Genomic DNA, 11,357 nt, shown 5'->3' with positions numbered 1-11,357 from the left:
CTAGTAACATCATACGTCTTTGGTATCATAAAAAAATAGCATAAATATCATGTCGTTTTTAAATTTTCGGTCAGACATTATAATGTTTAAATATTAATCAATGATATGGTCAATATTTGTATAGTTTTGATTATACTGAATTATAACATTAAACTTAAAGGAGTAAAAATGATAGGTTTAAACAGATTAAAAGGAGAGGGTAGCCCCTCTACATTGTTTGCTGCATTTTTATATTTTGATTTTAGTTTTATGGTATGGACCATGCTTGGTCCGCTTGCAACAGAGATCACTGATTCCTTTGCTTCTTACGGATTTTTATTGACAGCTTCCGAAATAGCAAAGTTACTTTCTGTTCCTATACTTTCAGGGGCATTGTTACGTATATTACTTGGCTTTTTAGTGGGTAAAATCGGTGCTAAAAAAACTGCTTTAGGTGCACAAGCTATAGTAATATTTACTTTATTTTATGTGGTTTTATTCGGCGAACATATCTCATATGATGAGTTGTTGTTTGTAGGTATCGGGTTAGGTTTTGCAGGTGCATCTTTTGCGGTAGCCTTACCACAGGCTGGGCAATGGTATCCACCAAGACTACAAGGTGTAGTATTGGGTATTGCAGCTATAGGGAACATGGGGGTTGTGCTTGGTTTTCTTTTTGCACCTAAGATTGCTGAGATATGGGGATGGCAAGCAGTTTTTTTAGTGGCAGCAGTTTTATCTTTATTCGTCTTTATCCTTTATGCATTGATGGCAAAAGACGCACCCGAAGAGGTGTATACACCAAGACCGAAACGGATATCAGACTACATAAGATTACTGAAAGATAAAGATACATGGTGGTTCAATCTATTTTATGCGGTTAGTTTTGGTGCTTTTGTAGGCTTTGCAATGTATATGAAAGTCTATCTGATGGCTATGTATTTTGATGAAATGGAAGTATTTGGGGAAGAGGTATTAAAAGAAGAGAATATTCATGTTGTTGCAGGTTATTTTGCAGCATTCTGCATTATGGCCGGAGCTCTTCTTCGACCTGTAGGTGGAGCCATTTCTGATAAGATCGGGGGTATCAGATCACTCTATATTTTCCTTTCAAGTGTTGCAATACTTATCTTTATAAATGCATATATCGCTTTATCATTTTGGTTTGCGATCATTGTGATGTTTCTTATCATGGCAAATCTTGGTATGGCAAATGGAGCTATATTTCAACTTGTGCCGCAGAGGTTTTCTAAAGATATTGGTATCATGACTGGTATTATAGGAGCATCCGGCGCACTTGGAGGCGTTGCTATTTTAGAGGTTCTTGGTGCATCAACATTGATGTTTGGTGATTATACCATCGGGTTCATGTTGATTGCTATAAGTGTGTTGATAGCTATATTTGGGGTATCTTTAGTAAAAAGAAGATGGAGAACAACATGGGGCATTAAATCCGGAGGGATCATTTAATTTTATTCTTCAATACAGTATGGAGTAACGTTGTCATGCTGTATAGGGTTTACTATAATTTCATATGTAAGGCTTACTATGTCAAAACAAAACATAGAAACATCAGGACTCACTCTGGCAAAAGGTACTCAGCTCAAAGGAGATGACTTTTTTGAAGTCAAGGTAATGGAAAATATCACGGTTGCTGTAGTATGTGATGGCGTGGGGTCTGCACTTCAAGGAGCTCAGGCAGCTAAACACACTTCCAACTTTTTAATAAGATCCCTTAAAAACAGACCTGAAAGTTGGACGATGGAGAAATCCATAAAACACTTTATAGAAAATATCAATAGAGTACTGTATCTTGAATCCATGGCTGAATATGGACGAGAAGAACTGGTCACTACACTTGCCTTAGTGGTGATAGAAGGTGACAGACTCTATGCCGCCAATGTTGGAGATAGTCGAATCTATCTACATAGAACAATTGATGAAGATGTACAATTTACCCAACTCTCAGATGACCATTCTATGGATGAAGAGGGGATGGAAAATGTACTGACGGCAGCCATAGGATTAGAAGAAAATGTAGCCCCATACTATTTTGAAAACAATCTTTTAGCACGTGACCAGATACTCCTTTGCAGTGATGGACTATACAATGAACTCACAGAAGAAGAACTTGGCTCGGGTATGCAAATGGGTGCTTCATATTTGGTAAAAAAAGCCAGTAAACGACATAAAGATGATCTCCCAGATGATACCACTGCTGTAGTTATAGAGATCAAAGAAGTTGATCCTAGATTTAGACTCAAACAAAGAGATCTAATTGTACAAGAGCATTACAAAATAGGTCAAGTGGTAGATGGCTATACCCTAATCAAATCACTCATACAAAATGAACGTACTTGGCTTTGTGAAAAACGAGGACTGCAATATGTCATAAAGTTCATACCATACGAAGCTATGGATGATGAGATGATACTTGATCTGTTTGTCAAAGAAGTGTGGATGGCAAGTAGACTTAAGGCTGGGTTCTTTCCAAAAGCAGTTGTCCCAAAAAACAGTACGCATCGTTACTACATTATGAGTTATATAGAAGGTAAAACACTCAAAGACTACAATGAAAAAAAGACACTATCTGTAGATCTTAGTGTTGAATTGGCCGGTTTTTTGCTCAAGATGTCACATTACCTGATGAAACATGACTTGGTGCATGGTGATATCAAACCTGAAAATATCATATTGACAGAACGTAAAGGTAAGTTGGTATTTAAAATGGTGGATTTTGGAAGTATCACTGAAGCCTATTCCAATATCACACGCGCAGGCACACCTTCATATCTGGCACCGGAACGGTTCAAACAAGAACCTGTAAATGAACAAACTGAAATCTATGCCATAGGCGTAACACTTTATGAACTACTGACACAAAAGTTTCCGTTTGGTGAGATTGAACCTTTTCAAAACCCTTCTTTCGAAAAAACTGTCAAAGCACCAAGTGAAATAAATCCTAAAATACCTGCATGGCTTGATAGTATAATTTTAAGGGCCTTAGATACGGATACAGATAAACGTTATAGAAATTATTCAGAAATGCAGTATGACCTAAACAATCCAGAGAAGGTAAAACCATATTTTGATAAAAACAGTTCGTTTATAAAGCGTAATCAAATGATGGTTTATAAAGTAGGATTTATCATAATGTTTTTGTTGAATTTTCTACAGATGTTTTGGTTTTAGATAAAATAGATCGTTGTTTTATGTTGGCAGGTTTACAGATTGAAAAGATAGTAGAGATATTTTCATAATGTATCAGAATATCATCTCTACTTAGAAGTAAAGTAAGAGGTCTTAACTCTTCTCTTGTATTCTTTTTTTACAGGCAGCTACATCTATACAGAACATACCTTTGCCTTTTTTAGCAGGTTTAAGTTCATCTGGATTTTCATTTCCACACTTTTTACATTTGTTCACCACTTCACAGATAGGTGCAAGTTCTTCTCTTGGGACCTCTGGCTTCATAGCAGGGAATAAAAGTACATCACGGATACTATGTTGGTTGGTAAGCATCATTACAAGTCTGTCTATACCGATACCCTCACCAGCAGTTGGTGTCATACCGTAGCTAAGCGCTTTTACATAGTCCGTATCCATATGCATTGCTTCATCATCACCTGTAGCTTCCTTGGCATCCACTTGTCCCTTAAATCTCTCATATTGATCGATAGGGTCATTAAGTTCAGAGAAACCGTTGGCTATCTCTTTGCCAGCCATGAAAAGCTCAAAACGTTCAGCGATATCCGGATTGTCATCACTTCTTCTTGCAAGTGGTGAGATATCTACAGGGAAATCTGTGATAAAAGTAGGGTTAATGAGCTTCCCTTCAACAAATTCATCAAATAGTTCAGCTTGCAGGTAACCCAATGTAAGATTAGGAGCCACCTTGACATTGTGTTCTTTAAGATAAGCCAATGCCTTTTCTTTATCTGTCGCAACCTCTGCTGGTACACCACCTATGCTTGTGAGTGACTCGATGTACGGTATTTTTGCAAATGGTGTTGCAAAATCTATCTCCACTTCACCATAAGGTAGCTTTCTTTCAAGACCAAGGTTATCAAAGAGATAATCAAATAACTCTTCAGTGATCTCCATAAGTTCGATATAGGTTTTATAGGCCCAGTAAAACTCTATCATAGTAAATTCAGGGTTATGGGTCTGATCCATTCCTTCATTTCTAAAGTTTCTGTTTATCTCAAAAACTGCTTCCATCCCACCAACGATAAGACGTTTGAGGTAAAGCTCCGGCGCAATACGCAGATAACGCTCTACATCCAAAGCATTATGATGTGTGATAAATGGTTTCGCATTTGCACCACCAGGGATAGGGTGCATCATAGGGGTTTCGACCTCTAGAAATGATTTCTCTTCAAAAAATCTTCTTACCATTGAAACGATCTTGGATCTCATCACAAAGTTCTTTTTCACATCAGGGTTCATGATCATATCAAGGTAACGTTGTCTATATCTAATCTCATGATCTTGTAGACCATGGAACTTTTCAGGCAGTGGAGAGATAGCTTTGGAAACGATTTTCATATCTTTACAGTGAAGGGTAAGCTCACCTGTTTGGGTAACAAATGGATACCCGGTTGCTTCGATGATATCTCCGACCTCAAAGAGTTTCTTTGCTACATTGTTGTAAAAACCTTCTGGAAGTTCATCCCTATTATAATAGATCTGAACCAAACCTTCTGTATCTTCTATTTTTGCAAAAGCAGCTTTCCCCATGATACGAATAAACTTGAGTCTACCTGTGAGTGAGTATGTTTTGGTCTCATCTTTTTTCTCATCAGTCTCTTGCTCTTTGATATAAGCACACTGTTCTAAAAATTGTGTAGAAGGAGTTCCTTTTTGTATTTGGTTAGGGTAGGGATTGATACCTTCTTCTCTTAGTTTCTCTGTTTTTTTGATTCGTTCTTGAATATATTGATTTTCAAATATCAAGCTGTCTCCTGTTATTGATCTTTTTCTTTAATGTGTTGAGTCTGTTTCATTAAACAGCCTCATCTAATGTATGTATTTTTTTAGCGAGTAACTCTGGCTATTGGCACTTTTCACAAAGACCGATGATCTTCATTGTATGGTCTGTCATTTGAAAGTTGAATTTTTTGGCTATCTCTTCTTGTCTCTTTTCAATGGTCTCATCGAAGAACTCTATAATAGCACCACATTTGGTGCAGATAAGATGGTCATGGTGCTTTTTGAGCCCAATCTCATATTTTTTCCCCTGTACCCCAAATGAGATAGAACTGGCGATATGTGATGTTTCTAGTAAAGTAAGTGTACGGTATACGGTTGCGATACCGATGTTGACATCTGGATATTGATCTTTAAGTAACGTATAGATATCCTCTGGCGTAAAGTGTCCATCATTCTCATACAGGAACTTGAGTACAAGTTCTCTTTGTTTAGTGAACTTCAGTGAGTTTTCTTTTAAAAGAGTTTGAAATTCTTCTAAAAGCAGAGGGTATGCAATCATATTAAACCCTATTTTTCTGAAGAGGCATTGGTTTCACTAATTGAAGTATTTGTCTCTACTGAAATATTTGTATCAGTTGAAGCATTAGCTTCTTTGACAACCTCTGTGCTGTCAGATATAGTTAATCCCATAGCAGCTGGATCAAGATTGATAAGGTATGATCCTGCTTCTTTTAGATATGGGTAAAGTATAGAGTCATTGACATATTTTTCTAAGTTGTCTTTTACCAATGTTACATTTGATAAAGCGGTTACGATCAGTGCAAAGATAAGAAAATATTTTCCTCCTCCTGCAACGAAACCAAATAGGCGATTGAGAAAACTTAAACCACTCTGACTGGTAAGTTTAGACAATATAGAACCAAGAGCAGTAGCACTCATCCAAATAATGATAAGAATAGCTAGGAAACCAATGAGTTTTAGCAATGATGGATTTTCCAAATGTAAAAAATTTGTATCAATAAATGCTGCGGCTTTGTCAGAAAGTCTAGAGGCAAAGTATACACCCGCGACAAGACCAAGAAGACCAAATATCTCTTTTATAAAGCCTTGCATAAAACCTTTGATTCCCAAGATCAGTATGATGGCAGATATAGTGACATCAAAGTAATTGAAATCCATCATTGAAAAATTTTCCATATTTTATCCCTTAATTATTGACTATTTTTTGCGTATTGTATCTATATATCTCTAAAAATGCTTTTAGAGATATTTTTACGTAGATTACATTTTCCCATTAAGTTCAGCTGGTTTGTTCGCATATTGTAGAGCAGTGTCACGACTTATCTTGCCATCTCTAAGGAATTTAAGCAGTGCCTGTGTTTGTGTTTGCATACCTGAATCTTCTTGACCAAGTTGCATTTGTGAATAGATCTGGTGTACTTTATCTTCACGAATAAGGTTTGAGATTGCGTGATTGGTTATTAGGATCTCTGATGCAGCCACACGACCTCCACCCAGTTTAGGAAGAAGTGCCTGTGCGATAACAGCAACCAATGATGAAGAGATCATGGCTCTAATTTGTGGCTGTTCATCTCCTGTAAAGACATCGATAATACGGTTAATGGTTCCAGGTGCAGAAGACGTATGCAGTGTACCAAATACCAGGTGACCTGTTTCAGCCGCAGTAAGCGCTGCTTCAATAGTCTCTTTATCCCTCATTTCCCCGATAAGTATGATGTCTGGATCCTGACGCATTGCATATTTGAGTGCTATAGCAAAGGAAGAAGTATCTTCACCCACACCTCTATGTGAGAAAACACATTTTTTATTCTGATGGATAAATTCCACAGGATCTTCTACGGTAACGATGTGTTTTTGTTCGTGAAGATTGATCTCGTTGAGCATTGCTGCAAGAGTCGTTGATTTACCTGAACCCGTTGGTCCGGTTACAAGAATAAGTCCTTTTTCTCTTTTGATCAGTTTTTTATAAATGTCTGGAGCACCAAGATCATCTAAAGAAGGTACGTCAATCGGAATGATCCTAAAAGCCGCCGCGGTATCACCTAATGTACGATAATAGTTCGCTCTAAAACGTCCTATACCAGGAAGTAAAAGTGCGAAGTCAAGTTCATCATTCTCTTCAAAATGTTGTTTTTGCTTTTCTGTAATAAGCGAATACGCCATTTCCTCGATATCATCTCCTGTAAGTTTCGGAAGATTTACGGGTTTTAGTACACCGTCAAGTCTAATTTGCGGTTCGGTACGACTTACGAGGTGAAGATCTGATGCGCCATGTGTCACAACACTCTGAAGTAATTTTTTTATATCAAAAGCAGCCATGATTTTCCTTTATTTAGTGTATGTTTTCTAGATATTGAGACTCATTATACCCAACTATTACCTTGTTATCAAATTCAATAACAGGTCGTTTGATGAGCATATTCTCTTTTGCAAGCCATATTTGCTTATCTTCATCATTGAGAGAAAGTTCTTTGATTTTCAATGTTCGGTAGGTAGTACCTCTTGTGTTGAAAAGGGTTTTTACATCTGTATGTTCTAACCATGATACAATGGTGTCTAGATCTACAGGCGTTTCACGAAAATCTATAAATTCGTATTCAATGTTATGCGATTTAAGATATTTTATCGCTTTTCTGACACTGTCACAATTTTTAATACCATAGATCTTTAACATGAAATGAACTTATTCGATGATCGCAGGTACGATGAAAAAGTCATCTTTAGCCTGAGGTGCATGAGATAAGATATCTTTTGCAATATTATTAGCACTTCTTGGTGTATCTTCTCTTAAAGGTGTACCGCCATCAAGCGTAGAGAAAGAAGCGTCCAATGCTTCAGTATCAAGCTCATTAAGGTTATCAACATAATTCAAGATACCTGAAAGCTGCTCTATGACTTCCTCTTTTTTAGAGTCATCGATCTTTAAGTGTGAAAGTTTTTCAAGTTTTGCTAAAACGGTGTTATCTATTTGCATGATACCCCTTATATTATGGTCGAGTTTGTGATTCCTCTTATTATATATTAATTTAGTTTAAGATATAACTACACCATTAAAATGATAAATTAAGGATATTTAGTATGCAACAATTGGATATGAATTCAGAAGAGTTTAAAACAGAATTGGAAAAAACAAAACAATTCACTGATAAAGTATGCGAAAGTCAAGGATGGCTCTATAATACTAATGAAGATGTGAATGAAGGTGTGATCATGGGACTTGCACGTCATAAATTACTTTATGGCAAAAGATTTTGTCCTTGTTTTATGGTGGAACCTGATGAGTCGAAGCCAGGAAAGTTTAAAAGCACAGATGACAGAATCTGTCCATGTAAACCAGCCATAGAAAAAGAGATCCCTGAAAATGGTGTATGTCATTGTCAGATTTTTTGTACACCTGAGTATATAGCAGAACATAGTTAAGTAAAAAATATTTTTATATTAACAGGAAGTTATAATATTGATTGACTATAATATGCGTCTATTTAATGTCAGGAGATTTATAATATGCAGACTTTACTAGAAAAAAATGATATTAATTCAGAAGAGCTCCAAATTTTATTGGAAGCGAGAGAGGAAGGACAAGTAGACTTTCTGTTGGTTGATGTAAGGGAAGATATGGAGTATGACATGGGACACATTAAAGGTGTTGATATGCTTAAACCTACTTCTTCTTTTCAGCAATGGGCACAAAAATTTCTTAATGAAACGAAAGATAAAGCAGTTGTATTGACTTGTCGTACAGGCAGCAGAAGCGGACAGGTACAAAATATATTTAGACAAAATGGGCATAATCGTGTCCTTAACCACTTTGGTGGTATCGTTACGTATCGTGGCGATATAGAAAAATAGTATGTCAAAGATCCTCTACCTTCACGGTTTTTCATCATGTGGAGAGGGGAATAAATCTATACTTCTCAAAGCCTATTTTGGCGCAGTCAGTGTCATCGCACCGGATCTTCCACCTTCTCCTATTGACGCTATAGATACGATCGAAGAGATCTTAGAATCTACTCATATTGATATATTGATTGGTTCGTCACTAGGCGGATATTATGCGACTTATCTCGCTGAAAAATACCATATGAAAGCCATTCTGCTTAATCCATCAACGGAGCCATGGGAGACTTTGGCTTCCTATACAGGATGGCAAAAACGTTTTTGTGATGAAGAGATATTTGAATTTAAACCTGTTTATTTAGAGCAACTTAAAATGTTACAAACAGCTCCAGAACAAGGTAAATATTTACTTCTTTTACAAAGTGGAGATGAAGTGTTAGATTATACTAAAGCACAATCTCTCTATAATAAGCATAAAATTATCGTTGAATATGGCGGAAATCATCGTTTCGAAAATCTTGATGAGTATCTCTCAATGATAGAAAAATTTATAAATAAATGAGTCTAAATGAATGTAGTTGATCTATTACTTAAACTGTTGAGTTGCGAATCTTTAACCCCTAATGATGCAGGATCGTTAAAATTCATAGAAGAGTATCTTGATGAGTATGAAGCGATATATGTAAACAAAGAGGGTGTTAAGAACCTGCTGTTGAGTAAAAAGTTTGCTGAAGGGCCGCATCTTTGTTTCGCTGGACATGTGGATGTGGTTCCTGCAGGAGATGGCTGGGACACAAACCCATTTGTTCCTGTGATCAAGGAAGGTAATATCTATGCACGTGGTACACAAGATATGAAAAGTGGGGTGGCTGCATTTGTTCAAGCTTGTAAGGATATTGAACATTTTGAAGGTACACTTTCCGTTTTGTTGACTTCTGATGAAGAGGGTGAAGCCAAGTATGGTACTCAGATCATGTTGGAACATCTTAAGGAAATAGGTTTTTTACCAGACTGTTGTATTGTTGCTGAACCGACATGTGAAACTGTTTTTGGTGATGCTATTAAGATCGGACGAAGAGGTTCCATTAACGGGGTTATAGAAAAACATGGTATGCAGGGACATGCAGCATATCCGGAAAAAGCAACCAATCCTATTCATAAAGTCGCGCAGGTATTGCCCTCAATGGCAGGGGTTAATCTCGATGAAGGTGATGCGTATTTTGGTCCAAGTCAGTTTGTCATTACGGATATACGTGCAGGAATGGAGGTAACCAATGTGACTCCAGGAAAGCTGAAGATGATGTTTAATGTACGTAATTCTACAAAGACTTCAAAGGAAGATGTAGAAGCATTTGTGCATCAGTATTTTAGTGGTATGAAGTATGATCTTACTTTAAGTCAATCAGCAGAACCTTTTTTGACTCAGACAGATCGTCCTGTAGTACGTGCTATTGATAAAAGTATTCAGGAAGTATGCGGTATCATGCCTAAACACTCTACTGCAGGTGGTACAAGTGATGCACGGTTTATTGCAGCTTACGGTATCGATGTGATAGAATTTGGTGTCATCAATGACACGATCCATGCACCGAATGAACGAACATCGATTAAAGAAGTTGAATCACTTTATGAGGTGTTTAAACATACAGTGAGACAATTTAATTAAAGAAGGATCATTATGCATAAAATAGTATTAGGACTCTTACTTCTTTCAAGTACACTTTTTTCTGTCGAGTGGGTTAAAGATGTAAACACAGCATTTACGTTGGCAAAAAAAGAACATAAAAACGTGATGATTTTAGTAGAGGGTGAAAACTGCAGATGGTGTAAAAAACTGAAATATCGTACATTACAAGATGAGGCAGTGGAGAAAAGACTCGAAAAATTTGTTGTAGTCAAAGTGATGAGAGAAGATCCGTCTGCCATGTCAGGATTACCAGAGGTAAAAGGTGTACCTACGGTTTTCTTTATGAAACCAAATAAAGCTGTGACAGAAGAAATTCTAGGCTATGTGAATGTAGAAGATTTCATCTCGTATATCAATGATGTAGAAAAAAATACAAAATAAGTATTTAATATGCAGATGATCATATCAGGTATTATATTTTTTACTTTATTACTCCTTCCCGTATGTGCTGAGGAAAGATCAAAGTCAGAAAAAGTTATTGCTTCAAAAAATCAAAAAAATGAAGCGGTCCAAACCTTACAAAAGAAAGACGAAGCGCTTGAAACATTTGACAAGTTGATCTGGGAAACAGATATGGATCATGCATTTGAGCGTGCCAAGAAAGAGCATAGAAATGTCATGGTTATGGTAGAAGATATACGTTGCAAATGGTGTAAAAATATGAAAATAGGTGCATTGTCTGATGCAAGAGTACAAGAAAAACTACAATCTTATATCTTGTTAAAAGTACAAAGGTCAGATAAGGAAACATCGAAACGTATAGTAGATTTTGCCGGGGCTATTCCAAGCTTTTATTTTATGGAACCAAATCAAGAAATATATGAATCTATGGTTGGCTATTTTGCCATAGAAGATTTTTTAAGCTATCTCATTGAGATAGAAGAAGATAATTAGGTATTTT

The 11,357-nt window shown here is 36.6% G+C and carries 14 protein-coding genes; 8 read left to right on the top strand and 6 right to left on the bottom strand.

Annotated elements, in window-relative coordinates:
- The first annotated feature begins 168 nt into the window (after positions 1 to 168).
- Both WBM70_RS07635 and WBM70_RS07630 read left to right on the top strand, forming a co-directional pair.
- Positions 169 to 1,449 carry an MFS transporter gene (locus WBM70_RS07635; protein WP_424557908.1) on the top strand — a complete coding sequence of 427 codons (1,281 nt, stop codon included), beginning with the start codon at positions 169 to 171 and terminating at the stop codon, positions 1,447 to 1,449.
- A 78-nt stretch (positions 1,450 to 1,527) separates the two neighbouring features.
- Positions 1,528 to 3,171: a protein kinase domain-containing protein gene (locus tag WBM70_RS07630; protein ID WP_424557907.1), complete on the top strand. Its 1,644-nt coding sequence runs from the start codon at positions 1,528 to 1,530 to the stop codon at positions 3,169 to 3,171.
- 111 nt (positions 3,172 to 3,282) lie between these two features.
- On the opposite strand, the gene lysS is transcribed toward WBM70_RS07630, so the two are convergent.
- The 6 genes from lysS to gatC all read right to left on the bottom strand — a co-directional run bounded on the left by lysS (position 3,283) and on the right by gatC (position 7,906).
- Positions 3,283 to 4,935: a lysine--tRNA ligase gene (gene lysS / locus WBM70_RS07625; RefSeq protein WP_424557906.1), complete on the bottom strand. Its 1,653-nt coding sequence runs from the start codon at positions 4,933 to 4,935 to the stop codon at positions 3,283 to 3,285.
- A gap of 97 nt (positions 4,936 to 5,032) precedes the next feature.
- Positions 5,033 to 5,470 carry a Fur family transcriptional regulator gene (locus WBM70_RS07620; RefSeq protein ID WP_424557905.1) on the bottom strand — a complete coding sequence of 146 codons (438 nt, stop codon included), beginning with the start codon at positions 5,468 to 5,470 and terminating at the stop codon, positions 5,033 to 5,035.
- Between the two features lie 8 nt (positions 5,471 to 5,478).
- A complete protein-coding gene (locus WBM70_RS07615) occupies positions 5,479 to 6,108 on the bottom strand; it encodes a CvpA family protein (protein ID WP_424557904.1) in 630 nt (209 codons plus the stop codon).
- Between the two features lie 84 nt (positions 6,109 to 6,192).
- Positions 6,193 to 7,251, bottom strand: a complete 1,059-nt coding sequence (locus tag WBM70_RS07610; RefSeq protein ID WP_424557903.1) for a type IV pilus twitching motility protein PilT — start codon at positions 7,249 to 7,251, stop codon at positions 6,193 to 6,195.
- A 13-nt stretch (positions 7,252 to 7,264) separates the two neighbouring features.
- Entirely contained in the window at positions 7,265 to 7,606 is a 342-nt protein-coding gene (locus WBM70_RS07605) for an arsenate reductase family protein (protein WP_424557902.1), read from the bottom strand.
- Between the two features lie 9 nt (positions 7,607 to 7,615).
- Complete coding sequence (gene gatC / locus WBM70_RS07600; RefSeq protein WP_424557901.1) at positions 7,616 to 7,906, bottom strand: Asp-tRNA(Asn)/Glu-tRNA(Gln) amidotransferase subunit GatC; 291 nt, start codon at positions 7,904 to 7,906, stop codon at positions 7,616 to 7,618.
- 104 nt (positions 7,907 to 8,010) lie between these two features.
- Between gatC and WBM70_RS07595 the strand changes: the two genes are divergently transcribed.
- The 6 genes from WBM70_RS07595 to WBM70_RS07570 all read left to right on the top strand — a co-directional run bounded on the left by WBM70_RS07595 (position 8,011) and on the right by WBM70_RS07570 (position 11,350).
- A complete protein-coding gene (locus tag WBM70_RS07595; RefSeq protein ID WP_424557900.1) occupies positions 8,011 to 8,352 on the top strand; it encodes a ferredoxin-thioredoxin reductase catalytic domain-containing protein in 342 nt (113 codons plus the stop codon).
- Between the two features lie 84 nt (positions 8,353 to 8,436).
- On the top strand, positions 8,437 to 8,781 hold the full coding sequence (locus WBM70_RS07590; protein ID WP_424557899.1) for a rhodanese-like domain-containing protein: 345 nt from the start codon (positions 8,437 to 8,439) through the stop codon (positions 8,779 to 8,781).
- Position 8,782: 1 nt separating this feature from the next.
- Entirely contained in the window at positions 8,783 to 9,331 is a 549-nt protein-coding gene (locus WBM70_RS07585) for a YqiA/YcfP family alpha/beta fold hydrolase (protein ID WP_424557898.1), read from the top strand.
- Positions 9,332 to 9,337: 6 nt separating this feature from the next.
- Entirely contained in the window at positions 9,338 to 10,435 is a 1,098-nt protein-coding gene (gene dapE, locus WBM70_RS07580; protein WP_424557897.1) for a succinyl-diaminopimelate desuccinylase, read from the top strand.
- 12 nt (positions 10,436 to 10,447) lie between these two features.
- Positions 10,448 to 10,837 (top strand): thioredoxin family protein, encoded by a 390-nt coding sequence (locus WBM70_RS07575; RefSeq protein ID WP_424557896.1) that lies wholly within the window; start codon positions 10,448 to 10,450, stop codon positions 10,835 to 10,837.
- Between the two features lie 9 nt (positions 10,838 to 10,846).
- Complete coding sequence (locus tag WBM70_RS07570; protein ID WP_424557895.1) at positions 10,847 to 11,350, top strand: thioredoxin family protein; 504 nt, start codon at positions 10,847 to 10,849, stop codon at positions 11,348 to 11,350.
- Positions 11,351 to 11,357 lie beyond the last annotated feature (7 nt).

The organism is Sulfurovum sp. (assembly GCF_049668085.1).
Lineage (GTDB): Bacteria > Campylobacterota > Campylobacteria > Campylobacterales > Sulfurovaceae > Sulfurovum.
This window is presented reverse-complemented; position numbering and strand designations above follow the sequence as displayed.